We start from the raw sequence: 25,361 nt of genomic DNA, 5'->3' as shown, positions 1-25,361 counted from the left end.
GCCGCTAGGGCTCATCCGAAGAGGCGGGGCAGCACCGCCTCGGACGTCTCGCGCAGTTCCTCGAGCGACACGGTGAACAGGCCCTGAACCTCCACCGCGTCCGAGGCCTGATCGACGACGCCGATGCGCACCGCGGGCAGCCCCCGCGCCTCACACATCGCCCGGAACCGGCTCTCCTCGGTGCGCGGCACCGCCACCAAGACCCGGCCCGCCGACTCGGAGAACAACGTGACGAACGGATCGGCACCCTCGGGAAGCACAATGCGGCAACCGGTTTCGCCCGCCAGGGCAGCCTCCACGATCGCCTGCGCGAGCCCGCCCTCGGACAGGTCGTGCGCCGCGGACACCAGCCCGTCGCGGGAGGCCGCGGTCAGCACCTCGGCCAATAACTTTTCGCGCGCCAGATCGACCGCGGGCGGCAGCCCACCCAGGTGGTCGGCCGTCACCTGCGCCCAGATGGAACCGTCGAGTTCATCGCGCGTATCGCCCAGCAGCATCAGGGCCTCGCCCGGTTCGCCGCCCAGACCGGTTGGGATGCGCCGGCCGACATCGTCGAGCACACCGAGCACACCGACCACCGGCGTGGGCAGAATCGCCGCCGACCCAGTCTGGTTGTAGAAGCTGACGTTGCCGCCGGTGACCGGAATGCCAAGGGCCGCACAACCATCGGCCAGCCCTCGCACCGCCTGAGAGAACTGCCACATCACCCCGGGATCTTCCGGAGAGCCGAAATTGAGGCAGTTGGTCACCGCGACCGGGGTGGCGCCGGTGACGGCGACGTTGCGGTAGGCCTCAGCCAGCGCGAGTTGGGCTCCGACATAGGGGTCGAGCAGCGTGTAGCGCCCCGACGCGTCAGTCGACAAAGCGATGCCGCGGCCGGTGGTTTCGTCGACGCGGAGCACACCACCATCGGCGTGCTCGGCCAGCACGGTGTTGCCGCGCACGTAGCGGTCGTACTGCTCGGTGATGAAGGCGCGGCTGCACAGGTGCGGGCTGCCCAGCAGTGCAAGCAAAGTCGCGCGCAGTTCCTCCCCGGTCGTTGGCCGCGGCAGGCTGGTGGACCGGTCGGCGTTCAGGGCATCCTGCGATTCGGGCCGTGCGACCGGCCGCTGGTACACCGGGCCCTCGTGGGCCACGGTGCGCGGCGGCACGTCGACGATCGTTTCGCCGCGCCAGGTGATCCGCAACCGGTCGCCGTCGGTGACCTCGCCGATCACCGTGGCCAGCACCTCCCATTTGCGGCAGACCGTCAAGAAGGCGTCCACGTTCTCCGGCGCCACCACCGCGCACATCCGCTCCTGCGACTCGCTGCAGAGCACCTCCGCGGGCGTCATGTCCTTGGCCCGCAACGGGACGGAGTCGAGCTCGATCGCCATCCCGCCGTCCCCGGCAGACGCTAATTCCGAAGTAGCGCAAGACAATCCGGCCCCACCCAGATCCTGGATGCCTATCACCAGGCCGCCCGCGTAGAGCTCGAGGCAGCACTCGATCAGCACCTTCTCCATGAAGGGGTCGCCCACTTGCACCGACGGGAGCTTCTTGCGGGACCCTTCGCTGTCGAAGGTTTCCGACGCCAGCACCGACACCCCACCGATGCCGTCGAGGCCGGTGCGCGCGCCGAACAGGATGATCTTGTTTCCGGTGCCCGAGGCGAACGCCAGGTGCAGGTCCTCCTGGCGTAACACGCCGACGCACAACGCGTTTACCAACGGATTTCCGGCGTAGCACGCATCGAAGACCGTCTCGCCGCCGATGTTGGGCAACCCGAGCGAGTTGCCGTAACCGCCGATGCCACGGACCACCCCGTCGACCAAGCGGCGGGTGTCGGGCGCGTCGGCGGCGCCGAACCGAAGCTGGTCCATCACCGCGACCGGTCGGGCCCCCATGGCCATGATGTCGCGGACGATGCCGCCTACGCCGGTCGCCGCGCCCTGGTAGGGCTCGACGTAGGAGGGGTGGTTGTGGGACTCCACTTTGAAGGTGACGGCCCAGCCGTCGCCGATGTCGACCACGCCGGCGTTTTCGCCGATGCCCGCCAGCATGCCGGCGCGCATGTCGTCGGTGGTGGTCTCGCCGAAGTAGCGCAGATGAACCTTCGACGACTTATACGAGCAGTGCTCGCTCCACATCACCGAGTACATCGCCAGCTCGGTGTCGGTGGGTCTGCGGCCCAGGATCTCGCGGATCCGCTCGTACTCGTCCTCTTTGAGGCCCAGCTCGGCGAACGGCTGCGGCTGGTCGGGGCTGGCAGCGGCGTGCTCGACGGTGTCGGTCGCCTGGGTGCGGGCGCTCGTCCCGGAGACAGTCACGCCAGACAGTCTAGGTCGACGCCGCTATCGCCGTGGGGTCGCCGCGTGGCTATTGACCGACGACGCAGAAGACGTTGCCCTCGGGGTCGGCCAGCACCACCCAGCGAAAATTGTCACCGAACCTGTGCCGGCCGACCTCCGTGGCCCCGGCGGCCGTCAGCCGGGAGACCTCGGCGTCAACGTCGGCGGCAGCGAAGTCGAGGTGCACGCGGTTTTTCCCGGGCGTGGGATCGGGCACCTTCTGGAATCCGAGCCGGGGTCCTTCCGACAAGCTCACCGCGGTGAACTCGTCGGCTAGCAATTCCTGCGTCGTACCCCCGAACTGCTCGGCCCACCATCCGGCCAGCATCGCGGGGTCGCTGCAGTCGAAAGTGATCATCTCCACGTTGAGCGCCATACCGCCAGACCTTAGGCCTCGGACTGACTCGGGTGAAAGGACTGCGCGCATCGCCGAGGCAACCCGGCGGTTAAGCGATTGTCAGGAAGTCGGCCATCATGGCCATGTCCTCGTGCTCGAGGTTGTGGCAATGCAGAAGGTAGGAGCCGGCGTAGTCGGTGAATCGGGTGAGGACTTCCACCGCCTCGGCCGGGCGGACGTCGACGGTGTCCTTCCAGCCCACGTCGAAACGTCCGGGTGCGCGGTTGTTGCGGGACAGCACTTGGAACGAGTTCAGGTGCACATGAACGGGATGGTGGAACTCGGTGATGAACCGCCAGATTTCCGTCGTGCCGATCCTCGGGCGCGCCAGCGGCCGGCCCGGTTGATACGGCAGGTCGTTGATCGTCCATACCCCTCTTCTGCCTAGGCGGAAGAGGAAGGTCCGAGTGCCCACCACTTGCTCTCGGCTTAGGGGGGTGCTTGTGCTGAGCCGCTCGGGGATCGCCGAATCATCGGAACGATCGGTACCGACGATGTCGAACCGCATAACCTCGGCGGCGCTTCCGGTACCCAACAGGTTGAGGAGGCGCACGCTTGTTCCGCGTTGGTAGCGGCCGAAGTCGACCACGACCTCGAAGCGTTCGCCCGGAGCGATATCGATGGAGTCATGGCTTACCGGCCGCGCGAGCAATCCGCCATCACTGCCGATTTGCACCAGCGCCGACCCTCCGGGCGGCTGCGGGTCCAATTGCAGCCGGTAGCGACGGGCGTTGGATGCGTTGAGCAGCCGTAGGCGATAGCGGGCAGGATCGGTTTGCAGCACCGGCCATGGCGCACCGTTGACGAGGATGACGTCACCCAGGACGCCGTTCATGTAGTCGCCCGTCGCCCCACCGGACTCAGCGGCCGGGTACCGAAACGAACCATCGGCGGCGAACGCACGATCGGTGACCATCAGCGGGATATCCCGATAGCCGCGAGGCAGCGGCAACGCGTCTTCCTCGTCGTCGTGAATCAGGTGAAATCCGGCTAGCCCGCGCCACACCGCGGCGCCGGTGTAGCCCATGCGGTGATCGTGGTACCACAACGTGGTGGCCCGCTGATCCATCGGATAAACGTATTCACGTTGTCCGACAACGGTATTGCGTGCCATTTCCATAGCGGCGGGTTGACCGGCCTGCGGCAGGATGAGATCGGTGGGGTACCCATCGTGGTCTGGCGGGGTGTGCCCGCCATGCAGATGTACCACCACCGGCACCGGCAGAGCGTTGCGGTGCCGCACGACGGTGCGTCGGCCGGACCGTGACGCGATAGTGGGGCCCGGGAAGCTCGTGTTGTAAGTCCATGCCGCAGTGGTTATCTCGGGCAGGATGCGCAATTGCGTGACCTGCTGTGTGATCTCGTAGTAGTCGGTGTGAGCATCGGTGCTGACTGGCGTCAACTGGCCCGGGATCGGCAGCCGGACTTGGTACCGGGCGGGCAGTTTGGTCTCACTGCGAATCAGCCGTCCCGACTCGGCGGAGCCCAGTAGTGCGTGCGACATTGGCCAGCTGGCGCCCACGACGCCGATCCCTGCCGCGGTGGCGCCCAACCGCAACGCGCTGCGCCGATTCACCGAGTCACATCCTGCTGTTCCGCGAGAGGGTGTGCGGTCAGCGGCAGGCGCCAAACCGACGCGGTCAGCTGCAGGATTCCCGCAACGAGCAGGACCCCGAGTGGAACGTGCAGGCCGGTCAGCCGCAATTCGCCCGAGGCGAACTCGGCGACGAAGAGAATCGTCACGAGCGTACCGACCGCTATCGGCCATCGCGGCCCGCCTGTCCTGCTGACGATCACCAGCGCAACCACCTGCACGACGGAGAGCAATGTGGTCACCCTGGCGCCGACCGAGTGCAGCATCAGTGCGTTGTACTGCCCGCCCAGGAAACTGCCGGCGAATGCGGCCTGAGCCACCGCCAGGATCGCCAACGTGGCGGTGGTAGCACGGGCGACTACCCGGGGCCAGCGTCGGCCGTGCCAGTTATCCGCTGTCATCGCGGCACACCCGCTCCGCCAAGGGTTTCGTCGACGCTGTTCTTCCGCCGGATTTGGTTGGCGTCGCGAAACCACCAGCCTGCGTACAGCTTGGCGCCTGTCATGGTTCTCCTTCGTCATGGGCGTCGGACATCCGTGCTCAGGAATGACGACGAGACGGCGCTGCGAAAAGTTACGGACGTAGTTGTAACTTTCTACGCCGACGATCCGTCCTTGAATTACGAGCTGCGAGTGGGCTTCGGTTACCACCTCGACGGTGCCCCGTCACAGCCGATTCCACGCTCACCGCAACGGAATACACCAAGGAGAAGTGATGTCGAACCCGACGCCGCCCCGCTGGCTGAAGCCGATGAACAAGTTCATGATCGCGATGCAAAAGCTCGGCGTACCCACGGGACCGCCCATGGTATTGACGGTGCCGGGCCGCAAATCTGGGAAGCCACGCAGCACGCCGATGACACCCTTCAGGCTGGACGGACAGCTTTTTGCCGTGGCCGGATTCCCCGGTGCTGATTGGGCACGCAATGCGCGCGCCGCCGGCGCCGGGACGCTGCGCAAGGGCCGAAAGGTGCGGCGTGTCAGGATAACTGAGCTGACCGCCGAGCAAGCTCGCCCGGTGTTGCGGGAATACCCGAACGAAGTGCCGGTCGGTGTTGGCTTCTTGAAGCGCTCGGGCCTGGTGCGCCACGGCCATCCCGAAGAGGTCGAGGCGCTGGCCGGCCGGATCGCCGTGTTCCGGCTGGACCCCATTCCGGCGAGCTAACGCCGGACGATTCCGCTATAGGTCGACGATCCCCGGAAGCCACCAACATGTACACCGCTTACCTTGTCGTGACAATAATTGCCGTTGCCCTCGACGGATTTTCGGGCGTGAGCGCGCTCCTCCAATTCGCACCCATCATTCCGCCCATGAGACGGGCCGGGGTTCCGCTGTCCTGGCTGAGATTTCCCATCGGCACCCTGAAAACCTTAGGTGCGCTCGGGCTTGTGGCCGGACTGTGGGTTCCGGCAATCGGCATCGCGGCCGCGGCCGGGCTAACCATCTTCTTTATCTGCGCGATGTACACCCACGTACTCGCCAACGATATTTCCGGTCAGTTCGTCTTCGCCGGATTCCTGCTCACGCTCAACGCCGCGACCTTCGCACTCACCCTGATCGCCCACCCCGCTGCCGTTTAGGCCTGAGGAACCTCAGAATGACTCAGGCGAAAGGAACGCGCGCATCGCTGCCGAGTAGGTGCCTACGTCGTGGGCGCCCATCAACTCGCGCGCGGAGTGCATCGCCAGCTGCGCGGCGCCGATGTCGACGGTGGGGATGCCGGTCTGGGCCGAGGCCAGCGGCCCGATCGTCGACCCACAGGGCAGGTCGGCGCGGTGCTCGTAACGCTGCAGGGCAACCCCGGCCTGCTGACAGGCCAGCGCGAAGGGCGCGGCCGTGCGCCCGTCGGTGGCATAACGCAGGTTCGGGTGCACCTTGAGCACCGGCCCGGCGTTGACCTCGATGAGATGGCCGGGCTCGTGCCGCTCCGGATAGTTGGGGTGGGTGGCGTGCGCCATGTCCGCCGAGGCCAGCAATGACGCGGGCAGCCGACGCAGGAAGTCCTCCCGGGTGCCGCCGGCGGCGAGCACGATCCGCTCGAGGACGGTGCTCAACAGGTTGGACTGCGCACCGTGATCGGAAGACGAACCGACTTCCTCGTGGTCGAAAACCACCAGCACGGGCAGGACGCCCCGTGGCTCGGCAGCCAGCAGAGCCTCCATCCCCGCATAACAGCTGGCCTGGTTGTCCAGCCGGGGAGCGCTGAGCAGGTCGCCCTCGGCGCCGAGCACCGTCGATCGGGTGAGATCGTGAGTCATCAGGTCGGCGCCCAGCACGGCGGCCGGCGCAACCCCGGCGCGTTCCGCGACGAAGTCAATGAACGACCTGGCTTCGGCGCCGGCGCCCCAGACCGCGTTGACGTGTCGCTGGGGGTCCAGCGTCAGTGATTTGCGGTCCTCGGCCAGGTGAATGGCCAGCTGCGGTACCCGAAGGATCGGCTCGTCTATCCGGACCAGCCGGTGCTCGATCCCCGTGCCTTGATTCGAGTGCACCGATAACCGTCCGCTGATGCCCAGGTCGCGGTCCAGCCAGGAGTTAAGCCACGCTCCGCCGTACGGTTCCAGCGCCACGACACGCCAACCGGCGACCAGCCGATCGGGATGCTGCTTGACCCGCAGGTTAGGGCTGTCGGTGTGGGCGCCGACGATCCGGAACGGGCCGTCGGGCCCGTCGGAATTCCAGGCGACCAGCGAGCCCGCCCGCACGGTGAAGTACCGACCCGGTCCGTCCGGCCAGCGTTGGGCCTCGCTCAGTTCGGTGTACCCGGCGGCGGTCAGCCGCGCCGCCACCGTGGCACAGACGTGAAACGGCGACGGAGAAGCGTCGATGAAATCGCAGAGGCCTGCGGCGCTGGCCGACATGTTCAACATCATGGCTGTCGACCACAACGGAGTTCACGCTAGGTCCGATTGCGCGGCTCCTTCCTCGCGCACTTCCTGCGCTCGCCGTCGCCACGCTCGGTCCGATTGCGCGGCTCCTTCCTCGCGCACTTCCTGCGCTCGCCGTCGCCACGCTAGGGTCAGCAGAGTGCCTCCCGTCCAGCCACAGCCGATCCTCGAGCCATTGACGCCTGCGGCTGTCTTCCTGGTAGTGACCATCGACGACGGCGGAGAAGCGACGGTGCACGACGCGCTGCCCGAGATTTCCGGCCTGGTGCGCGCGATCGGCTTCCGCGAGCCGCCGAAACGGTTGTCCGCCATCGCCTCCATCGGCTCGCGAGCCTGGGATCGCTTGTTCTCTGGTCCGCGTCCCGCCGAGTTGCACCCGTTCGTCGAACTGGAAGGCCCGCGGCACACCGCCCCGGCCACGCCCGGGGATCTGCTGTTCCACATCCGGGCCGAGAGCTTGGACGTGTGTTTCGAATTGGCCGACCGCATCCTGAGGTCAATGGCCGGTGCCGTCACCGTCGTCGACGAGGTACACGGATTCCGCTACTTCGACAACCGCGACCTGTTGGGCTTCGTCGACGGCACCGAAAACCCCGATGGCCCGTTGGCCGTCAGCGCCACCGCCATCGGCGCCGAGGATCCCGAATTCGAGGGCTCGTGCTACGTACACGTGCAGAAGTATCTGCACGAAATGTCATCGTGGAACGCGCTGTCGGTCAGCGAGCAGGAGTTGGTGATCGGCCGGACCAAACTGGAGAACCTCGAACTCGACGACGACCAAAAGCCGGCCAACGCCCACATCGCTCTCAACGTCATCACTGACGACGACGGCACCGAGCTGAAGATCGTGCGGCACAACATGCCGTTCGGCGAACTCGGCAAGGGCGAGTACGGCACCTACTTCATCGGCTATTCCCGCGCGCCGCGGGTCACCGAACAGATGCTGCGCAACATGTTTCTCGGGGATCCACCCGGAAACACCGACCACATCCTCGAGTTCTCCACGGCGGTCACCGGTGGCTTGTTCTTCTCCCCCACTGTGGACTTTCTCGATGATCCACCGCCACTGCCCGCAGCGCCGGTGGCGGAAACGTCTGTTGCACAAGACGGCTCACTTTCGATCGGAAGCCTGAAAGGAACCCCTTCATGAACAACCTCTACCGCGACCTGGCACCGGTCACCGAAGCCGCTTGGGACGAAATCGAAACGGAGGCGACCCGGACATTCAAACGCCATGTCGCCGGGCGCCGGGTCGTCGACGTCAGCGGACCCGGTGGTCCGGTCACCGCGGCGGTCAGCACCGGCCGCTTGATCGACGTGGCGGCACCGTCCGACGGCGTGGAGGCTCACCTGCGGGCGAGCAAACCCCTTGTCCGGCTGAGGGTTCCGTTCACCCTCTCACGTTACGAGATCGACAATGTCGAGCGTGGTGCGCAGGACTCCGACTGGGACCCGGTCAAGGAGGCCGCCAAGAAGTTGGCGTTCGTGGAAGACCGGGCAATCTTCGAGGGCTACGCCGCCGCATCGATCGAGGGCATCCGCTCCGCCAGCTCGAACAAGCCGCTGACCTTGCCGGCCGATCCTCGCGAAATTCCGGATGTCATCACGCAGGCGATCTCCGAATTGCGGCTGGCCGGGGTCGACGGCCCCTACTCGGTGTTGTTGTCCGCCGACGTCTATACGAAGGTCAGCGAGACCACCGAACACGGATATCCGATCCTCGAGCACATCGACCGGCTGGTTCCGGGAGACATCATCTGGGCGCCGGCCATCGACGGTGCTTTCGTGCTGACCACCCGCGGCGGTGACTTCGATCTGCAGCTCGGGACCGACGTGTCGATCGGCTACACGAGCCATGATGCGGACACCGTGCAGCTGTATCTGCAGGAGACGCTGACATTCCTGTGCTACACCGCCGAGGCGGCGGTCCCGCTGGGCTCCTAGGAATAAAAGCCGGGGAGCGGCTGCTGTCGGTGAGGCAAGTGAACTTCTCACCAGGAGGATCCGATGGCAGCACCGATGGCCGGCTCCACTGCGCTGGTGACCGGGGCCACGTCCGGTATCGGCAAGGAAATCGCGCTACAACTCGCGGAACGCGGGGTCGAGGTTGTGGTACACGGCCGCGACGCCGAACGCGGCGCGAAGACCGTGCGCGAGATTGAAAATGCCGGCGGTAGGGCGCGTTTCGTCGCGGCGGACCTCAATGACGGCGAAGACGTCCGCCGGTTGGCCGATGAGGCGGGGCCGGTGGACATATTGGTCAATAATGCCGGCGTCTACCAATTCGGCGCCACCGTGGACACCGACGATGCGACGTTCGAACAGCACGTGGATGTCAACCTGCGCGCCCCTTACATTTTGGTCCAGCAGTTGGTGCCGGGAATGATTGAGCGCGGCGGTGGCGCGGTGGTCAACGTGAGCACCGTCGCGGCGTCGGTGCCGGCGAGCGGCGCGGGCATCTATGGCGCCACCAAAGCCGGCCTGGAGCTGCTAACGCGCGTCTGGGCGGACGAGTTCGGCCGGTCGGGGGTGCGGGTGAACGCGATCGCGCCGGGGCCAACCGACACTCCCGGTGTGGCGGTCCTACCGGGCGTGTTGGACGCGGTGGCGGCCAACACCGCGATCGGCCGGCCCGCCGAGCCGAGTGAAATCGCCAGCGCGGTCATCTTCCTCACCTCTCCCGACGCCAGTTATGTCAACGGCGCTGTGGTGCCCGTGAGCGGCGGTCAACGCGCGATCACCGCCTGACGCAACGGTTTTCGTTACAGGTCGAGCACCAGCTCGCTCTCCGGGGCCGCCGAGCAGATGAGTACGGTCCCCTGCTCGGGGGGCTCCAGCGGCGGCTGCACGTAACTGGCCCTGCCGGCGACAACGCCGGTGACGCACACATGACACACGCCGCTCCGGCAGGAGAACCGGGTGGCCACGTCGCAAGCTTCGGCCAGCTCGAGGATGCTTCCGAATCGGGATGACCAGTTAACCGTTAGGCCGCTGCGCGCGAAGGTGATCGACGGGCCCGTTCCCGCAAGTCCCGCCGGCGGGTGCGGTGGCGTACGAGGGGCGCCATCGACGATGCCCGGATTGATCGACGGCAGGGCGCCGAATAGCTCGCTGTGGATCCGCTCGGAGGCCAGGCCCTCCGCGGTGAGTGCGTCGCGCATGTCGCTCATGAATTGGTTTGGGCCGCAGAGGTACGCAGTGGCGTTAGCTGGGATACCCAGCGCCGCGAGCGCCGACCGGCCCAACCGCCCCTGTGTGTGCGTATAGAACACCGACTGCCGCGCGCGCGGCAACGACTCGATCAAGCTGGCGACTTCGGCTGCGAACGCTTGTGTTTGAGGACTGCGGGCGGTGTGCAGCCACCAGATCTCGCGGGGGCTGCGGACCGCCGCGAGCGCATGCAACATCGCCAAGACCGGGGTGATGCCGATTCCCGCCGAAAGCAGCAACACTGGGCCGTCACCCTCGGTGAGGTGAAATTCGCCTCGTGGGGCGGCGGCCTCGACGACCGAGCCCGCTTCGACGTGCTCGTGCAACCATCGGCTCACCAGACCTTGCTCTTCACGTTTGACGCTGATGCGGTAGTACCCGGCGCCGGGGTCGCCCGAAAGGGAGTAACTGCGCAGCGGCACTGGTGCGCCCGCGCCGGGGATTCGCACCGTCAGGTATTGCCCGGGGAGCGGCGGTGGGAGACTCGCATGGTCGTCGGCCTCCAGCCAAAGGGACATCACCTGTGAGCTTTCCCGGCGTATTTCGCTGACACGCAAGGGACGAAAGCCCTCCCACGCCGGCTGCGCTTGGGCTGTGGATTCCTGCTGCGCTGCCAGCATGTCGCGGAACGACTGCCGCCAGCCCGGGCTGAGCGGGGGGATGTCGACGACCTTGTGAAGTCGGTCGAGGTCGCGGTTCGGCAGATAAAGGAGCGCATCGACGTCGGCGACGCTGAGCTCGTGTCTACCACGGTGGGTACGCACGATGTCATCACCGGCGCGGACCTCTCCCTCGGTGATCACCCGGAAATAGAAGCCCGGGCGCCGTTGGGCGACAAGCAAGTTCGGCATTCTGGGTTCGTTCAGGCGCAGACCAACGCGGAAGCAGGTGACCCGGGGCTGGGTCACCTCGAACTCGGCCCCACCGATCCGGTAGCGGTCACCGATGCACACATCGTTGTCGGGCAGCCCGGTGATCGTGAAGTTCTCCCCGAAGTGGCCGGGCGCGAGGTCGTCGCGACCCAGGTAGCTCTTCCAGAAGTCGTATGACTCGGTCTGGTAGACCATTACGGCGCGCTGCTCACCGCCATGGCCGCCGAGATCGCCCTGGGCGTCGCCGTCGATGTTCAGGCGGCGCACCATGACCGGCCCCTCGACCGGTGTTTTCCAGATCCCGGTGTAGACGGTCTTGTCATGCCACTGAACGTTCTTGGGCATGCCGACGTTCACCGAAATCAGCTTGCCCACGATGTCACCTCCGGGCTTCGCCAGTGGGACGGCCGGCCCAGAATATGCCGCTCCGCGCCGGAGGGCAACAGGAGGCGGGACTGTTGCGCCGTGCCCGCTCTGGTGCATACTGGGTCGTACAACCCAAAATGCCGCTCCGGTGGATTCCGTGCCCGTCCGCCCAGCGCGTGGTGTTCGAGGGGCGAAACTGAGGAGGACATGTCATGGCGGCTGTGCATCATCGATACGCCACCGTCGACGGCCACCGGCTCTTCTTCCGCGAAGCGGGCGACCCGAACGCTCCCGCGCTGGTGCTGTTGCACGGGTTTCCGACCAGCTCCTACATGTTCCGGCATCTGCTTCCGGCACTCGCCGACGATTTCCACGTCATCGCGCCGGATCACCTGGGCTTCGGGCTATCCGACGCGCCGTCCGTGCAGCAGTTCGACTACACCTTCGACGCGCTGACCGACCTCACTGCCGGGTTGCTGAGCGCGCTCGGCATCAACAGACATGCCATATACGTCCAGGATTACGGCGCACCGATCGGTTGGCGGCTGGCGCTGCGCGACCCGTCGGCGATCACCGCGATCATCACCCAGAACGGCAACGGCTACGACGCGGGATTCGTCGACAGCTTCTGGAAGATCGTCCGGGCCTACCAACGCGAACAAACGCATGAGACGGAGGCCGCGGTACGGCAGTTCCTTACGCTGGACGCCACGCGATGGCAGTACGTCACCGGCGTTCCCGACGAGACCCTCGTCGACCCGGAATCGTGGCATCACGACTACGCGCTCATATCGCGGCCGGGCAACGACCTGGTGCAGCTGAAACTGTTGCGAGACTATGCCACTAATGCGCCGCTCTATCCACGCCTGCACGAATACTTTCGCGCCAGCCAGGTGCCGCTGCTGGCGGTGTGGGGTCGCGGCGACGAGATCTTCGGTCCGGCCGGCGCCGAGGCGTTCGCCGACGACCTGCCGGATGCCGAGATCCGCCTGCTCGAGGGCGGCCACTTCCTGCTGGAGTCCGCACTGGACGACGTCGCCACGCTGATCCGCGGCTTCCTAACCAAGGTTGACATGACCGCCTGACCGGTTCCGGGATCAATGGGTTGGATATCCCATAGTTCCCGAGCCTCGCGGGTTAGCCTGACGCGATGGCCCATTCCGATGTTCAAGACGAACAACGGTTGACCGCCAAGGGGCGCGCCACCCGTGACCGCATCGTGGAAGCGGCCGCCCAGCTGATCGTCACCGAGGGCCTGTCCGCGGCGAACATGGAAAACGTCCGCAAGGCGGCATCGGTCAGCGGTTCGCAGCTCGCCCACTATTTCGCCGACAAGAGCGCACTGATTCGCGCGGTCCTCAGGCGTCAGATCGGGGTGGTGCTCGACTTCCACCGGCAGCCCAAGCTGGGGTGCCTGGATTCCTTCGAAGACTTCGAGCGGTGGATCGACCTCAACATGCAATACCTCAGGCGCATCGGATATTTCGGCACACCCACCTACCACGCGCTTGCCGCCCAACTGGCGAAGTCCGACGACGCGACGCGCGAAACGCTGGCGGCCGGCTATTGGCAGTGGGTCGAGTTGCTCCAGGCAGCGATCCAGCGGATGAAGGACGGTGGCGCCTTGGTCGCCGACGCCGACGCTCGACGATTGGCGATGGTCATCGTCGCCGCCCATCAGGGCGGAGGTACCTTGGCCTTCACCTACCGGGCGGCGTGGCCGCACGCGGATGCGGTTCGCTTCGCGATCAATTACTTACGCAGCTTCGCCACCGACCCCGGCGAGCGGGTTGCCCGGCCTGCGCGGCGTCCACGGGGCCGCCGAAGGACCGTCACGTGAGCGACGACAGCCCGGCGCGATTCACCAGCAAGGGACTGGCGACTCGCGCGCGCATCGTTGACGTAGCCGCCCGTCTGATGTTCGAGCGGGGCGTCGCCAACACCAGCATCGAGCAGGTACGGCGCGCGGCGGGGGTGGGCGGCTCTCAGATCGCGCACTATTTCCGGGACAAACGCGATCTGACCCGCCAGGTCGTTGCCACCCGCCGCGGAGACGTGCGGGCATTTCACACCCAGCCACCGCTGGGCGCCCTGGACAGCGTCGACGCCCTGCAGGCTTGGGCCGACGCCTGCGTCGCCGACATAGACGCCGTGTACCGCGTCGGCGGTTGCGTCTACGGCTCGTTGGCGGGTGAGCTGATCGACGCCGACGACCAGATACACGACGACCTCTCCGCCGGCTATGACCAGTGGATCGACCTGTTTCAGGCCGGCCTGACGGCGATGCGCCGACGCGGCGACCTGCGCGCCGGCGCGGACCCCCGCCACCTGGCGGTGTCGCTGGTCGTCGCGCATCAGGGCGGTGCGCTGTTGACGTATGCCACCGGGGATCCGGAACCGCTGCGGACCGCCGTCAACGCCGCCGTCGACTACGTCCGCTCGTTCGCGACACCCTCGCGCAAGCGCTGAGCCGAATCGAGACAACCCCCTGGACAGAATGGGATGCATAGCCCATAATAATTGGGTCAGCTGGCCCATTATGTGCGGGAGCCCTAACCGCGGTTTCGCACCTCCGGATTCGTTGGGGCGGCCGGGAATTTGGGAGGAGCGGCACGTGTCCACCACCGATGCACCCCAGCTGCCGACCGCCCCCGCGATGGTGCGCGAGCAGCCCGGCGGGGAAACGATGCGCGCGATCATCCTTGACGGGTTCGGCGCCCCGGACAGGCTGGTCTACGCCGACATTCCGAAGCCGCTGCCCAAGGACGGCGAAGTGGTGATCGAAGTCAAGGCATTCGGCATCAATCACGCCGAGATGCACATGCGGCGCGGGGAATGGGCCGAAGCCGCGGAAGTCAGCGGAATCGAATGCGTCGGTGTCGTCGACACATGCCCGGGCGGCGAATTTGCCGTGGGCGCCAAGGTGGCGGCGCTGATGGGTGGTCTGGGCCGAACCATCAACGGCAGCTACGCGCAGTACACCCGCGTACGCGCGGCGAACGTCGCCCTCATCGAATCCGAGCTGCCATGGTCGGATTTGGCCGCGCTGCCCGAAACCTACGCGGTCGCTTGGACATGCCTCTTCCGCAACCTCAACCTGAAAGCCGGCCAGACGCTGGTGTTGCGCGGCGCGACATCGTCGTTGGGCCAGGCCGCACTGAAGATGGCCGTCGCCGCCGGTGCGCGCGTCATCTCCACCGCGCGGAATCGCGGCCGGTTTCCCATGCTGGAGGAGCTGGGCGCGTCGCGCGTCGAATTGGAACGGGGCGACCTGTCCGACCGCCTCCCCGAGGCCAAGCGGGTAGACGCGGTTCTGGACCTGGTCGGCAACAGCACCATCCTGGACTCCCTCGACATGCTGCGCCGCGGCGGAACGGCCTGCTTGGCGGGCTGGCTGGGCGGACTCGACCCGATCGGGGATTTCAATCCACTGCTGCGCATGGCAAGCGGCGTCAACTGGAACTTCTTCGGCAGCTTCGTCTTTGGAACTCCGGGATTCCCGCTGTCGGACGTCCCTCTGCAAGACATCGCGCAGCAGGTCGCCGAGGGCGCTCTGGAGGCCAAGCCATCTCGCGTCTTCTCCTTCGAGGAGATACGTGAGGCGCACCGGGTGATGGAAGCGGGGGAAGCGGGCGGCAAGATGGTCGTGGTGATGCGGTGAGCTACGCCGTTTCAGCACCGGGGCCTATCGGACTCTCGCCCCTTCCGGTCTGAGGAGGCGTCGTGGTCGCGAGGAAAACCAGCCCGGGCCGGGTGGAAGCATTTTCGGACGGTGTGTTCGCCGTCATCATCACGATCCTGGTGCTGGAGCTCAAACTGCCGACCGCGCACAGCTTCAGTGGCCTGCTGCCGCTGTGGCCCACCGGCCTGAGCTATGTAGTCAGCTACCTGTTCATCGCGATCGTGTGGGTCAACCATCATCACTTGTTCAGCTACGCGGAGCTAGCGACGCCGCGGCTGGTGTGGTCGAATTTCGCGCACTTGTTTTCGGTGTCGCTCATACCGATCACCACCGAGTGGATCGCCGACAGCAGACTGGCCGCTGAGCCCGTGGCCTTGTACGCGTTCGTGTTCGTCCTCGTCAACGTCACCTATCTCGCGCTGTGCCGGGAAGTGGTCGACCGGCCGGCCCACGAAGACCTCACGGACCGGATGCGCCGGTTGTTGCGGATGCGGTCATTCATCACGATGGGCATCTTCACAACGGCGGGGGTGGTCGCACTTTGGTTGCCGTTGCTCGGGATGGCTTTGATTTGCCTGTGCTTGATCGGGTACTTACGGCCGGACGTGCCCACATTGCGGAAGATCGAGGCCTGACCATGCCCACACCGTCCGTCCTGGTTTTCGACGTCAACGAGACGCTGCTCGATATCGACTCTCTCGCACCGCTGTTCACCGATGTGTTCGGTGAAAAGCGGGTGCTTCGCGAGTGGTTCGCCCAGCTGATCGTGTACTCGATGTCCGCAACATTGGCGGACAGCTACGTCGACTTCTCCACGCTCGCCCAAGGCGTGCTGCGCATGGTCGGCGACGTGCACCGCGTCGGCGTCTCCAACGATGACCTGCACCGCCTGAAGACCGGCCTGCTCACCATGCCGGCGCACCCGGATGCCGCGGAAGGGCTAGCGCGGCTGCGGGACAACGGGTTTCGCCTTGTGACCCTGACGAATTCACCGCCCAACCCGGATGGGCCGACGGCGCTGCAGAGTTCCGGGCTGGGCGAATTCTTCGAACTACAACTGAGCGTTGACGCCTGCCGCGCCTTCAAGCCGGCGCCCACCGTGTACCGATACGCGTGCGAGACGCTCGGGGTGGCCCCGGCCGACTGCATGATGGTGGCCGCGCACGTGTGGGACACCCTGGGCGCCCAGAAGGTCGGCTTCAGCGCTGCGCTCATTACCCGGCCCGGCAATCCGCCGCTGCCGGTCGACGGGCTACCCCAGCCGAACCTCATGGTGGGTGACTTGCGGGAGCTTGCCGAGAAACTCATCGACAACTAAGAGACGCACGGGGAGGACCGCCGGCAATGGCAGCAAACACAACGGTCTACGACGTCATCGTTCTCGGCGCCGGGCCGATCGGCCAGAACGCCGCGGAGCGTGCCCGGGCGGCGGGCCTGAGCGTCGCGCTGGTCGAGCGTGAACTCGTCGGCGGTGAGTGTTCTTATTGGGCCTGCGTGCCAAGTAAGGCCTTGCTCCGCCCGGTAATTGCCGTCTCGGAAGCCTGCCAAGTCGACGGCGCGCGCGAGGCGGTCAGCGGCCCCATCAATGCCGCCGGAGTTTTCGGACGCCGCAACCGTTACGTCAGCGACTGGGACGATAGTGGTCAGGCCGACTGGGTGAATCAGATCGGCGCAACCCTGGTGCGCGGCCATGGCCGGTTGGACGGCGCCCGACGAGTCGGCGTCACCGCTCGCGATGGTGCGACGGCCGTGTTGACCGCACGGCACGCGGTCGTGATCTGCACCGGAAGCCGGCCCGTCCTCCCCGACTTGCCCGGAATCGACGAAGCCCGGCCGTGGACCAACCGCCAAGCCACCGACAGCAGCAACGTCCCCGAGCGGCTCGCGGTGGTGGGCGCCGGCGGCGTGGGCGTCGAAATGGCAACCGCGTGGCAAGGATTGGGATCCCAGGTGACCCTCCTCGCGCGAGGTTCGGAACTGCTGCCGAAGATGGAATCCTTTGTTGGCGAGCTCGTCGGCCGCGGCCTCACCGATGCGGGCGTGGACGTGCGTATCGGCGTATCGGTCCGCGCGCTGCACCGGCCCGACGGCGGACCCGTGACCCTCGAATTGGACGACGGCTCCGAATTACAGGTCAGCGAGGTACTTTTCGCAACGGGCCGGGCACCACTCACCGACGACATCGGCCTGCAGACCGTCGGTCTGACACCTGGCAGCTGGCTCGACGTCGACGACACCTGCCGGGTGCGGGCCATTCGGGACGGTTGGCTCTACGCGGCGGGCGACGTCAATCATCGGGCGTTGCTGACCCATCAAGGCAAGTACCAGGGCCGCGTTGCCGGAGCGGCGATCGGGGCGCGCGCGGCGGGTACCCCATTGGACACCGCACCGTGGGGCCGGCATGCCACCACCGCCGACCATTACGCGGTGCCGCAGGCCTTCTTCACCAACCCCGAAGCCGCCGCGGTCGGCCTGACGGCCCGGCAGGCCGAGCGGGCCGGGCACCGGGTACGGACGGTCGACGTGCAAATCGGCGAAGTGGTGATGGGCGCCAAGCTTTACGCCGACGGGTACACCGGTCGGGCGCGGATGGTGGTGGACCTCGATCGCGGGCACTTGCTCGGGGTCACGATGGTTGGGCCCGGGGTCACCGAAATGCTGCACTCCGCCACCATCGCTGTCGCCGGTCAGGTGCCCATCGACCGGTTGTGGCACGCCGTGCCCTGCTTCCCCACGGTCAGCGAGCTGTGGCTGCGGCTCCTCGAGGCGTATCGGGATGCATCGGACCATAATTGACGCATGGCCACCACAGACGGATTCCACCCGGATTTCGACGAGACAACACCCGAAGTCACCCATAATCGAGTGCACCACATCAGGGCATCGGACCTCAGTTCCGACACCGCGCAATCGGAGGGACTCCGTCGCTTCGCCGCGCTCAGCGGCGCGTCGGTCGGAGCTGAGAAGCTCTGGATGGGCGAGACACACGCAATGCCGTCGACCGCCTCGTCCAATCACCATCACGGCGATTCGGAGACCGCCATCTACGTGCGCAGCGGCCGCCCGGAATTCGTCTTTCACGACGGCGCCCAAGAGGTGCGCATCTCGACTTCGCCCGGGGACTACGTCTTCATCCCGCCTCACCTGCCGCACCGAGAGGAAAACCCCGATCCCAACACAACGGCGGAGGTCGTCATCGCACGCAGCACACAAGAGGCGGTCGTGGTGAACCTACCGGCGTTGTACCCGCTCTAGACCGCTATATCGTTGAGTAGACGGCGATTTCGACCAGATTCCCGTCGACGTCGCGGCAGTAGTGCGAGGTCATCGGGCCGAGGGCTCCGGTTCTAGTGACCGGTCCCGCGATGATCCGAACTCCGCAGTCGACGAGGTGGGCGCGGACCTCATCCGGGCTGCTCAGCGTGATGAAGCACAAGTCCTCGGAACCGGCCGCTTCGACCGAAGCGGTGGCCCACTCGGGATCACCGGCCAGCGCCCCGACCGGCCGCAGGTTGAGTTTCTGCTCGCCGAAGCGCAGGGCGATCCGGCTCGAGGGACCAAACGTTTCTCGCCGCATGCCCAGAACCCGCTCGTACCACGCGGCGGTGGCCTCGACGTCTTTGCAGTTCAGCACGACATGATCAATCCGCTCCACCGCGAATCCCACGGCCAACCTCCTGTGGTGCCCAGCCCAAACTCGCTCGGCGCCAGAGTAATCCGACGGCGGGTGCCGGCGTGGACGACGAGGAACGGCCGCCGGCCTTTACGCCCTGCTCACCAGACGTTTTAATACGTCTTATGACCACCCGGTCGCTCGACCTCGGGTCCGCCGATCTGCGAGTCAGGCGCGGCAGCGTGCCCGCGAGCACCCAGCTCGCCGAAGCGCTCAAGGCCGCGATCATCAAGCAGCGCGTGCCCCGTGGCGGACGCCTGCCCAGCGAGCGGGAGCTCATCGATCGATCCGGTCTGAGCCGGGTGACCGTGCGAGCGGCAGTCGGACTGCTCGAGCGCCAGGGCTGGCTGGTGCGGCGCCAGGGTCTGGGCACCTTCGTGACCAACCCGGTAAGACAAGAATTGGGCTCCGGCGTGCGGACGATCACCGAGGTCTTGGCGAGCTCCGGGATCACTCCACACGTCGACGTGCTGTCCCATCGCATCGATGAGCCCCCGCAACGAATAGCCGAAACGCTCGGCTTGCCCAAAGTCCTTTGCATCCACCGGCGCTTTCGCGACGGGGACGTACCGCTGGCGCTGATGATCGCCTATCTGCCGCCGGGGCTGGGCAAGGCCGTCGAACCGCTGCTGTCGAGCGTGTCGGACACGCAACCCACACGGGCGATGGAAAGCACCTACACGATGTGGGAGCGGCGACTGGGCATCCCCGTCGCCCGGGCCGGCTATGAGATCCACGCGGCGGGGGCCTCCGTCGAGGTGGCCGGCGCGTTGAATCTGCCGTTGGGTTCCCCCGTGCTTGTGCTCGAACGCATCAGCTACGGCAATGACGACAAGCCCCTGGAGGTCGTGGAGTTCCACTATCGTCCCGAGCGGTACCGGTTCTCGGTAACGCTGCCCCGGACCATGCCGGCGCCCGGTGCGGGGATTGTCGAGCGGCGCTGAAACGACCGACTTGACTCAGCCAATTCTCAACAGATTCTTCGGCGGCTCATGGCTTGTCTCCCAGCATCCACAAAGCCACTGGCCGCAGCATGTTTTCATGACGAACGAGCCCACGTGCGCAAACTTGGTCGAACGTTACCTGCGCACCCGCGGGCGACGCTATTTCCGTGGCCACCACGACGGTGAATATTTCTTCGTCACCAGCGCCCGCGCGTCCGTCGCGAGGCGCCTGCACGTCCACCTCGAGATCTCGCCCGAGCATGGCGACGTGCTGATCATTCGCGTGACTCCGGGGTGCTTCTTCCCCGCCGCCGAGCGCCCCTGGTTGGTGCACTTCTCTGACACCTGGAACCGCCAGGAACGCGAAGTCACCGTGATCGTGCACGGCTCGTCCGATCCACAGCGAATCGGTGTGGTGGCGCGCAGGTCGCACTGGATCCGGCAGAACGTTTCCTTCGAGGACTTCGCCGCCTTCGTCGACCGCACGATCGCGGACGCGACCGACCTCTTCGCCGACTTGAGCCCCGCCGTCGAACTGCCCACGGCGCATCCATTGCTGCGCGACGCCGGCTGATTCTCGCGCGCGGGTGCCACGCGTACCACCCGTGGTCACCGGGTGAGGGCGACGAGGGCTTTCTCATACACCGTCCGGCGCCGTCAGCAAACGAATATGCCATTCTCCTATCCGGAGAGTAGGCTATGCCGGTCCGGGACTCAGGTTTGAGATCTGCGTCACACCGGCAATCAATAGCAAACAGCAAGAACACGTCAGCGGGGAGCCATGACAGGCAGCGGTGTTGAGGCGGCCGAAAACCACGAGACCGCCAAGTGGGATCCGGCCTTCACCGAGCAGGTCTGCAACGCCCTGGGGCCGGTCATCAAGCGGTGGTATCGGGCCGAGGTGCGCAATCTCGACAACGTCCCGCCGTCCGGCGGAGCGTTGGTGGTGTCCAACCACTCGGGGGGCATGCTCACCCCGGACGTGTTGATCTTCTCCCCGGCGTTCTACCAGAAGTTCGGTTACGACCGGCCCGTCTACACCCTGGGCCACTACGGCCTGTTCATAGGCCCCCTGGACGGCTGGCTGCGCCGCCTTGGGGTTATCGAGGCGAGCCGCGAAAACGCTGCCGCGGCGCTGCATTCGGGCGCGGTGGTGTTGGTGTTTCCGGGCGGTGACTACGACTCCTACCGGCCTACCTTCAGCGCCAACTCCATTGACTTCAACGGGCGCACCGGCTACGTGCGGACCGCCATCGAGGCCGGGGTGCCGATCGTGCCCATCGTCTCGATAGGGGGCCAGGAGACCCAACTCTTCTTGACCCGCGGCAACTGGCTGGCGCGCAAATTGGGGCTGACGAAGGCGCGTATGGACATCTTGCCGGTGAGCTTCGGGTTCCCGTTCGGGCTGAGCGTGATCTTCCCGCCGAACCTGCCGCTACCCGCAAAGATCGTCACCGAGGTGCTCGAACCGATCGACGTCACCGCCCAGTTCGGCGACGACCCCGACATCGACGAGGTCGACGCGCACGTGCGCGCGGTCATGGAATCGGCGCTCAAGCGACTCGCCGGTCAGCGCCGGCTCCCCATCCTCGGTTGACCTCCGATGACTGAGGGCGAGACGCCATGCGAAAGTCGTTACAGCACAAGCTGATTCCACGGCGAGGTGGCGGGTGAAAAGGCTCAACGGCATGGACGCCATGCTGCTCTACAGCGAGACGCCCAACCTGTACACGCACACGTTGAAAGTGGCGGTCATCGACCCCGCCGAATCCGAGTTCGGTTTCGAGGCGTTCCGCCGTCACGTTCGTCGCCGGCTGCACCTGCTGGAACCCTTGCGCTACAAGCTCGTCGACATCCCCTGGCAGCTTCATCACCCGATGTGGCAGGAGGACTGCGAGGTCGACCTCGATTACCACCTGCGGCGGGTGCAAGTGCCCGCGCCGGGCGGCCGGCGAGAACTCGACCAGGTGATCGGCCAGGTCGCATCGACGCCGCTGGACCGCAGCCGGCCGCTGTGGGAGTTTCACTTCGCCGAGGGTCTGGCCGGTGGGCGGTTCGCCCTGGTCGGCAAGATCCATCACGCACTGGCCGACGGCGTGGCGTCGGTCAATCTGCTGTCCCGCGCCATGGATCTCGAGGACGGGCCGACCGACGAACGCGACAACGACGAAGCGGGCGCCACCGCTTCGACCGCCGATCTGCTGCGCGCCGCAGCCCGCGACCATGCCCGGCAGATCGCCGAGCTGCCGGGGCTGGTCAGGGACGCCGCCGTAGGGCTGACGCGGGTGCGCCGCCGGTCCAAAGAACGCGGTGACCACCCGGACCTGGCCGATGCCTTCGACGCACCGCCGACCTTCTTGAACCACGTGGTATCGCCTCAGCGGCGGTTCGCCAGTGTGACGCTGCCGCTGGCCGACGCCAAGGCGACGGCCAAGGCGCTGGGCATCACCATCAACGACCTGATCCTTGCGACGGCCGCCGGCGGCCTGCGCACGCTGCTGTTGGCCTATGACGGCGCGGCCGACCGGCCGATCATCGCATCCGTACCGACGGCCACCGACAAGTCGGACCGCGTCACCGGCAATGAGATCAGCGGCCTCATGATCTCGTTGCCGGTACACGTCGCCGATGCCGCCGACCGGGCGCGGCTGGTGGCACTGGCAACTCGAATTGCCAAGGAAGACCACGAGATCCTCGGCCCGCAGCTCTACCGGCGACTAATGGCCTACCTCCCGACCGCCGCTGCCCCGGCCGCTTTCCGGTGGCTGGGGCGGCGCGACGCGCCGAACAAGCTGATGAACGTCGCTGTCTCCAGCGTGGTGGGCCCGCGTGAGCGCGGGCACTTCGGCGGCGCGGCGGTCAGCGAGATTTACTCGACCGGGGTCTTGTCGCCGGGCGCCCCGGTCAATATCACCGTGTGGAGCTATGTCGACCATCTCGGCGTCGCGGTGCTCACCGACGACCGGACGTTCAACGACCCACACGAAGCGACCGACGCCATCAGCTCAGCATTCGCCGAATTGCGTGCAGCCGCAGGGGTTTCCGCCTAGACCGAAAGCACCGCGTCCAGCGCCGAATAGAACAGGCCCAAGCCGTCGTCGGAGGGGCCCGTCAACGCTTCGATGGCGTGCTCGGGGTGCGGCATCAGCCCGACGACACGGCCGTTGGCGGAGCTGACTCCGGCGATGTCGTGCAGGGAGCCGTTGGGGTTGTCGAGGTAGCGGAACACGACCCGGCCCTCCCCTTCCAGCTCGTCGAGCACATCGTCGGGGGCCACGTAGCGGCCCTCGCCGGACTTCAGCGGCACCAGCAGCTCAGCGCCCCATTCGAAACGCGACGTCCAGGCCGTCGAGATCGACGCCACTCGCAACCACACATCGCGGCAGACGAAGTGCAGACCGACGTTGCGAGTCAGCGCCCCGGGCAGCAGCCCGGCCTCGCAGAGCACCTGAAATCCATTGCAAATGCCCAACACTGGCATGCCGCGGTGCGCGGCGGCCACCACTTCACCCATCACCGGGGCGAACCGGGCGATCGCCCCCGCCCGCAGGTAGTCACCGTAGGAGAAACCGCCGGGTACCACCACGGCGTCGACGCCCTTGAGGTCGGCGTCGGCGTGCCACAGGCTGACCGCCTCGGCCCCGACACGCCGCGCCGCCCGGGCGGCGTCGACGTCGTCCAGGGTTCCGGGAAAGGTGATGATGCCGATTCGTGCCGTCACTTGGTTTCCCGGCTGATCGTCCAGTCCTCGATCACCGTATTCGCCAACAGCGTTTCCGCTATGTCGGCCAGCACCGAATCGTCGACGGTGTCGTCCACCTCGAGTTCGAATCTCTTGCCCTGTCTGACATCTGAGATCCCCGGATGACCGAGTCGGCCCAACGCGCCGACGATGGCCTGACCCTGCGGGTCGAGAATCTCCGCTTTGGGCATCACATGAACGACTACCCGGCCCACCGGCGCTCCTCCTCAGATCTGTCTTCGCGCCAACTCTACCGGCGGAGGTGCAGCTCGGCCGTTACGGGCACGAGGCAATGTAGGCCTCGCAGAGGGGCGCGGTCATGGCGTTCAGCACGGGGTCGTCGGCCATTGCCGGCCACGAGACCTGCGGCGGGCCCGACGACCAGAGCGTGAGCTCGCTGATCGTGCTGCTGGCCGGGTGGGCGAGCAGGTAGGTATGCATGACGACCGGACCACTGATCACCGCGGCCATCCGGTTCGTTTCGTCGCTGGTGATCGATGGTGATTGCAACGGCGCACGTTGCTGGCAGGACCGCAGCGCGGCGACGGCGTTGCTGAACACCGACCCGGCGATGGCGCCGCCGCTTGCCGTATCGCCGCGCCAGTGCAGGATCTGTGCCTGCAACTGCCACTGCCCGTCCGGGTGGGCGACCGTGGCGCGTGCCACGACCGCCGAGTCGCGGGGATCACGCGGCACCGGCGGTGTGGCACACACCTCCTCGAACCGGAATCGAGGGCCGGGCGTCGACCCGGTCACCTGCGCTGCCAGGCCCGCCAGCGGGGGCCAGCTGTAAACCGGATCCAGCGGCACCGCTCGGCGCTGGATCCACGCGGAGTCGGGGATCTGGTCACACACGGGCGGACAGGCCTGCGGCTCGGCGGGTGCGGGCACGGCGATGATGAGAGCCACCGCGAGGCCGCCGACCACCACCATGGTCGCCAGGATCACCCGCATCGGCATCACCCCCGTCGGGGCACAATCGTAGTCATGCAGCTGACGCATTTCGGCCATTCCTGTCTACTTGCAGAATTCGACCACACCCGCGTGCTCTTCGATCCTGGAACGTTCGCACACGGTTTTGAGGGCATAACGGGGTTATCGGCCATCCTGATCACCCATCAGCACCCCGACCACGTCGACGGCAGCCGCCTGCCGGCGCTGCTCGAGGGCAACCCGGACGCCGCGCTGTTCGCCGATCCGCAAACCACCGCCCAGCTGGGCGCGCCGTGCCAGGCCGTGCACGTCGGTGACGAGCTGAGCATCGGTGAGCTGACGGTTCGCGCGGTCGGCGGCAAACACGCCGTCATTCACCCCGAAATCCCTGTGATAGAGAACATTTCATTCCTGGTGGGCGACGGCGATCATCGCGCCAGGCTGATGCACCCCGGCGATGCACTGTTCGTGCCCGACGAGCCGGTGGACGTATTGGCGACACCGGCGGCCGCCCCGTGGATGAAGATCTCCGAGGCCGTCGACTACCTGCGCGCGGTGGCACCGGCGCGCGCGGTGCCCATCCACCAAGGGATCATCGCCCCGGATGCCCGGGGCATCTACTACGGCCGGCTCACCGAGATGACCACGACCGATTTCCAGGTGCTGCCCGAGGAGGACGCGGTCACCTTCTAGTGCGAGCAGACGCAAAAATGGCACGATTTCTGCTCGA

26 protein-coding genes and 1 pseudogene are annotated in these 25,361 nt (G+C 66.5%); 17 read left to right on the top strand and 10 right to left on the bottom strand.

The genetic code is table 11. The features are described 5' to 3' along the window. Positions 1 to 11: 11 nt before the first annotated feature. The 4 genes from purL to A5758_RS00835 form a co-directional block, all read right to left on the bottom strand. Positions 12 to 2,309, bottom strand: coding sequence for a phosphoribosylformylglycinamidine synthase subunit PurL (purL, locus tag A5758_RS00850; RefSeq protein ID WP_067735218.1), 2,298 nt, complete (start codon positions 2,307 to 2,309; stop codon positions 12 to 14). Positions 2,310 to 2,358: 49 nt separating this feature from the next. Further along, positions 2,359 to 2,706: a VOC family protein gene (locus A5758_RS00845; RefSeq protein WP_067735216.1), complete on the bottom strand. Its 348-nt coding sequence runs from the start codon at positions 2,704 to 2,706 to the stop codon at positions 2,359 to 2,361. Between the two features lie 70 nt (positions 2,707 to 2,776). Next, a complete protein-coding gene (locus A5758_RS00840) occupies positions 2,777 to 4,303 on the bottom strand; it encodes a multicopper oxidase family protein (protein WP_067735215.1) in 1,527 nt (508 codons plus the stop codon). Then, positions 4,300 to 4,722: a hypothetical protein gene (locus A5758_RS00835; protein ID WP_067735213.1), complete on the bottom strand. Its 423-nt coding sequence runs from the start codon at positions 4,720 to 4,722 to the stop codon at positions 4,300 to 4,302. The genes A5758_RS00840 and A5758_RS00835 overlap by 4 nt, the downstream gene beginning before the upstream one ends. A gap of 313 nt (positions 4,723 to 5,035) precedes the next feature. Between A5758_RS00835 and A5758_RS00830 the strand changes: the two genes are divergently transcribed. Together A5758_RS00830 and A5758_RS00825 are read left to right on the top strand one after the other, a co-directional pair. Next, positions 5,036 to 5,485, top strand: coding sequence for a nitroreductase family deazaflavin-dependent oxidoreductase (locus tag A5758_RS00830; protein ID WP_067735211.1), 450 nt, complete (start codon positions 5,036 to 5,038; stop codon positions 5,483 to 5,485). A 47-nt stretch (positions 5,486 to 5,532) separates the two neighbouring features. Continuing rightward, positions 5,533 to 5,901, top strand: coding sequence for a DoxX family protein (locus A5758_RS00825; protein ID WP_067735208.1), 369 nt, complete (start codon positions 5,533 to 5,535; stop codon positions 5,899 to 5,901). 12 nt (positions 5,902 to 5,913) lie between these two features. On the opposite strand, the gene A5758_RS00820 is transcribed toward A5758_RS00825, so the two are convergent. After that, the gene (locus A5758_RS00820) at positions 5,914 to 7,182 is read right to left on the bottom strand and encodes a M18 family aminopeptidase (protein ID WP_067736046.1); all 1,269 of its coding nucleotides are present in this window, start codon (positions 7,180 to 7,182) and stop codon (positions 5,914 to 5,916) included. Between the two features lie 166 nt (positions 7,183 to 7,348). On the opposite strand from A5758_RS00820, the gene A5758_RS00815 reads away from it, so the two are divergent. The 3 genes from A5758_RS00815 (at position 7,349) to A5758_RS00805 (ending at position 9,957) form a co-directional block, all read left to right on the top strand. Next, positions 7,349 to 8,359 (top strand): Dyp-type peroxidase, encoded by a 1,011-nt coding sequence (locus A5758_RS00815; protein ID WP_067203046.1) that lies wholly within the window; start codon positions 7,349 to 7,351, stop codon positions 8,357 to 8,359. Then, a complete protein-coding gene (locus A5758_RS00810) occupies positions 8,356 to 9,153 on the top strand; it encodes a family 1 encapsulin nanocompartment shell protein (protein WP_067203048.1) in 798 nt (265 codons plus the stop codon). Before A5758_RS00815 ends, A5758_RS00810 begins: the two co-directional genes overlap by 4 nt. A gap of 63 nt (positions 9,154 to 9,216) precedes the next feature. Then, entirely contained in the window at positions 9,217 to 9,957 is a 741-nt protein-coding gene (locus tag A5758_RS00805; RefSeq protein ID WP_067735206.1) for an SDR family NAD(P)-dependent oxidoreductase, read from the top strand. 14 nt (positions 9,958 to 9,971) lie between these two features. Here A5758_RS00805 and A5758_RS00800 read toward each other — a convergent pair whose 3' ends face one another. Continuing rightward, positions 9,972 to 11,666: an MOSC and FAD-binding oxidoreductase domain-containing protein gene (locus A5758_RS00800; protein ID WP_067735204.1), complete on the bottom strand. Its 1,695-nt coding sequence runs from the start codon at positions 11,664 to 11,666 to the stop codon at positions 9,972 to 9,974. Between the two features lie 203 nt (positions 11,667 to 11,869). Here A5758_RS00800 and A5758_RS00795 point away from each other — a divergent pair, with 203 nt between their 5' ends. The 7 genes and pseudogenes from A5758_RS00795 (at position 11,870) to A5758_RS00760 (ending at position 18,594) form a co-directional block, all read left to right on the top strand. Next, the gene (locus A5758_RS00795) at positions 11,870 to 12,742 is read left to right on the top strand and encodes an alpha/beta fold hydrolase (RefSeq protein ID WP_067735201.1); all 873 of its coding nucleotides are present in this window, start codon (positions 11,870 to 11,872) and stop codon (positions 12,740 to 12,742) included. Positions 12,743 to 12,807: 65 nt separating this feature from the next. Further along, positions 12,808 to 14,126: pseudogene (locus A5758_RS26430) on the top strand (TetR/AcrR family transcriptional regulator). Positions 14,127 to 14,271: 145 nt separating this feature from the next. Further along, the gene (locus A5758_RS00780; protein ID WP_067735193.1) at positions 14,272 to 15,318 is read left to right on the top strand and encodes a zinc-binding alcohol dehydrogenase family protein; all 1,047 of its coding nucleotides are present in this window, start codon (positions 14,272 to 14,274) and stop codon (positions 15,316 to 15,318) included. 62 nt (positions 15,319 to 15,380) lie between these two features. Further along, the gene (locus A5758_RS00775; RefSeq protein WP_231987193.1) at positions 15,381 to 15,974 is read left to right on the top strand and encodes a TMEM175 family protein; all 594 of its coding nucleotides are present in this window, start codon (positions 15,381 to 15,383) and stop codon (positions 15,972 to 15,974) included. A 2-nt stretch (positions 15,975 to 15,976) separates the two neighbouring features. Next, on the top strand, positions 15,977 to 16,657 hold the full coding sequence (locus tag A5758_RS00770; protein WP_067735190.1) for a haloacid dehalogenase type II: 681 nt from the start codon (positions 15,977 to 15,979) through the stop codon (positions 16,655 to 16,657). A gap of 26 nt (positions 16,658 to 16,683) precedes the next feature. Beyond that, a complete protein-coding gene (locus A5758_RS00765) occupies positions 16,684 to 18,135 on the top strand; it encodes an NAD(P)/FAD-dependent oxidoreductase (RefSeq protein ID WP_067735188.1) in 1,452 nt (483 codons plus the stop codon). A 3-nt stretch (positions 18,136 to 18,138) separates the two neighbouring features. Further along, positions 18,139 to 18,594 (top strand): cupin domain-containing protein, encoded by a 456-nt coding sequence (locus A5758_RS00760; protein ID WP_067735185.1) that lies wholly within the window; start codon positions 18,139 to 18,141, stop codon positions 18,592 to 18,594. Positions 18,595 to 18,598: 4 nt separating this feature from the next. Here A5758_RS00760 and A5758_RS00755 read toward each other — a convergent pair whose 3' ends face one another. Beyond that, on the bottom strand, positions 18,599 to 19,006 hold the full coding sequence (locus A5758_RS00755) for a VOC family protein (RefSeq protein WP_067735182.1): 408 nt from the start codon (positions 19,004 to 19,006) through the stop codon (positions 18,599 to 18,601). Positions 19,007 to 19,137: 131 nt separating this feature from the next. Here A5758_RS00755 and A5758_RS00750 point away from each other — a divergent pair, with 131 nt between their 5' ends. From A5758_RS00750 to A5758_RS00735, 4 genes are all read left to right on the top strand, one after another. Beyond that, the gene (locus A5758_RS00750) at positions 19,138 to 19,956 is read left to right on the top strand and encodes a GntR family transcriptional regulator (protein ID WP_067735179.1); all 819 of its coding nucleotides are present in this window, start codon (positions 19,138 to 19,140) and stop codon (positions 19,954 to 19,956) included. Between the two features lie 97 nt (positions 19,957 to 20,053). Then, positions 20,054 to 20,530, top strand: coding sequence for a hypothetical protein (locus A5758_RS00745; RefSeq protein ID WP_067735176.1), 477 nt, complete (start codon positions 20,054 to 20,056; stop codon positions 20,528 to 20,530). Between the two features lie 207 nt (positions 20,531 to 20,737). After that, positions 20,738 to 21,553 (top strand): lysophospholipid acyltransferase family protein, encoded by an 816-nt coding sequence (locus tag A5758_RS00740; protein ID WP_067735173.1) that lies wholly within the window; start codon positions 20,738 to 20,740, stop codon positions 21,551 to 21,553. Between the two features lie 73 nt (positions 21,554 to 21,626). After that, complete coding sequence (locus A5758_RS00735; RefSeq protein WP_197503666.1) at positions 21,627 to 23,006, top strand: wax ester/triacylglycerol synthase family O-acyltransferase; 1,380 nt, start codon at positions 21,627 to 21,629, stop codon at positions 23,004 to 23,006. Here A5758_RS00735 and purQ read toward each other — a convergent pair. The 3 genes from purQ to A5758_RS00720 form a co-directional block, all read right to left on the bottom strand. Further along, entirely contained in the window at positions 23,003 to 23,677 is a 675-nt protein-coding gene (gene purQ / locus A5758_RS00730; protein WP_067203085.1) for a phosphoribosylformylglycinamidine synthase subunit PurQ, read from the bottom strand. The genes A5758_RS00735 and purQ overlap by 4 nt on opposite strands. Next, on the bottom strand, positions 23,674 to 23,913 hold the full coding sequence (purS, locus tag A5758_RS00725; protein ID WP_066955000.1) for a phosphoribosylformylglycinamidine synthase subunit PurS: 240 nt from the start codon (positions 23,911 to 23,913) through the stop codon (positions 23,674 to 23,676). Before purS ends, purQ begins: the two co-directional genes overlap by 4 nt. A gap of 61 nt (positions 23,914 to 23,974) precedes the next feature. Continuing rightward, positions 23,975 to 24,709, bottom strand: a complete 735-nt coding sequence (locus A5758_RS00720) for an ATPase (RefSeq protein WP_067735170.1) — start codon at positions 24,707 to 24,709, stop codon at positions 23,975 to 23,977. Between A5758_RS00720 and A5758_RS00715 the strand changes: the two genes are divergently transcribed. Beyond that, a complete protein-coding gene (locus A5758_RS00715) occupies positions 24,686 to 25,324 on the top strand; it encodes an MBL fold metallo-hydrolase (RefSeq protein WP_067735167.1) in 639 nt (212 codons plus the stop codon). The genes A5758_RS00720 and A5758_RS00715 overlap by 24 nt on opposite strands. Positions 25,325 to 25,361: the final 37 nt, after the last annotated feature.

It is taken from the genome of Mycobacterium sp. 852014-50255_SCH5639931, assembly GCF_001665605.1.
GTDB classification, from domain to species: Bacteria; Actinomycetota; Actinomycetes; order Mycobacteriales; family Mycobacteriaceae; genus Mycobacterium; species Mycobacterium paraffinicum.
This window is presented reverse-complemented; position numbering and strand designations above follow the sequence as displayed.

Excerpts from the sequence above, each read along its gene's own strand:
- A5758_RS00765 (WP_067735188.1), top strand. The coding sequence starts at position 16,684 with ATGGCAGCAAACACAACGGTCTACGACGTCATCGTTCTCGGCGCCGGG.
- A5758_RS00795 (WP_067735201.1), top strand. The coding sequence starts at position 11,870 with ATGGCGGCTGTGCATCATCGATACGCCACCGTCGACGGCCACCGGCTC.
- A5758_RS00770 (WP_067735190.1), top strand. The coding sequence starts at position 15,977 with ATGCCCACACCGTCCGTCCTGGTTTTCGACGTCAACGAGACGCTGCTC.
- A5758_RS00715 (WP_067735167.1), top strand. The coding sequence starts at position 24,686 with ATGCAGCTGACGCATTTCGGCCATTCCTGTCTACTTGCAGAATTCGAC.
- A5758_RS00835 (WP_067735213.1), bottom strand. The coding sequence starts at position 4,722 with ATGACAGCGGATAACTGGCACGGCCGACGCTGGCCCCGGGTAGTCGCC.
- A5758_RS00845 (WP_067735216.1), bottom strand. The coding sequence starts at position 2,706 with ATGGCGCTCAACGTGGAGATGATCACTTTCGACTGCAGCGACCCCGCG.
- A5758_RS00740 (WP_067735173.1), top strand. The coding sequence starts at position 20,738 with ATGACAGGCAGCGGTGTTGAGGCGGCCGAAAACCACGAGACCGCCAAG.
- A5758_RS00750 (WP_067735179.1), top strand. The coding sequence starts at position 19,138 with ATGACCACCCGGTCGCTCGACCTCGGGTCCGCCGATCTGCGAGTCAGG.
- A5758_RS00760 (WP_067735185.1), top strand. The coding sequence starts at position 18,139 with ATGGCCACCACAGACGGATTCCACCCGGATTTCGACGAGACAACACCC.
- A5758_RS00720 (WP_067735170.1), bottom strand. The coding sequence starts at position 24,709 with ATGGCCGAAATGCGTCAGCTGCATGACTACGATTGTGCCCCGACGGGG.
- A5758_RS00805 (WP_067735206.1), top strand. The coding sequence starts at position 9,217 with ATGGCAGCACCGATGGCCGGCTCCACTGCGCTGGTGACCGGGGCCACG.
- A5758_RS00830 (WP_067735211.1), top strand. The coding sequence starts at position 5,036 with ATGTCGAACCCGACGCCGCCCCGCTGGCTGAAGCCGATGAACAAGTTC.
- A5758_RS00825 (WP_067735208.1), top strand. The coding sequence starts at position 5,533 with ATGTACACCGCTTACCTTGTCGTGACAATAATTGCCGTTGCCCTCGAC.
- A5758_RS00810 (WP_067203048.1), top strand. The coding sequence starts at position 8,356 with ATGAACAACCTCTACCGCGACCTGGCACCGGTCACCGAAGCCGCTTGG.
- A5758_RS00745 (WP_067735176.1), top strand. The coding sequence starts at position 20,054 with ATGACGAACGAGCCCACGTGCGCAAACTTGGTCGAACGTTACCTGCGC.
- A5758_RS00820 (WP_067736046.1), bottom strand. The coding sequence starts at position 7,182 with ATGTCGGCCAGCGCCGCAGGCCTCTGCGATTTCATCGACGCTTCTCCG.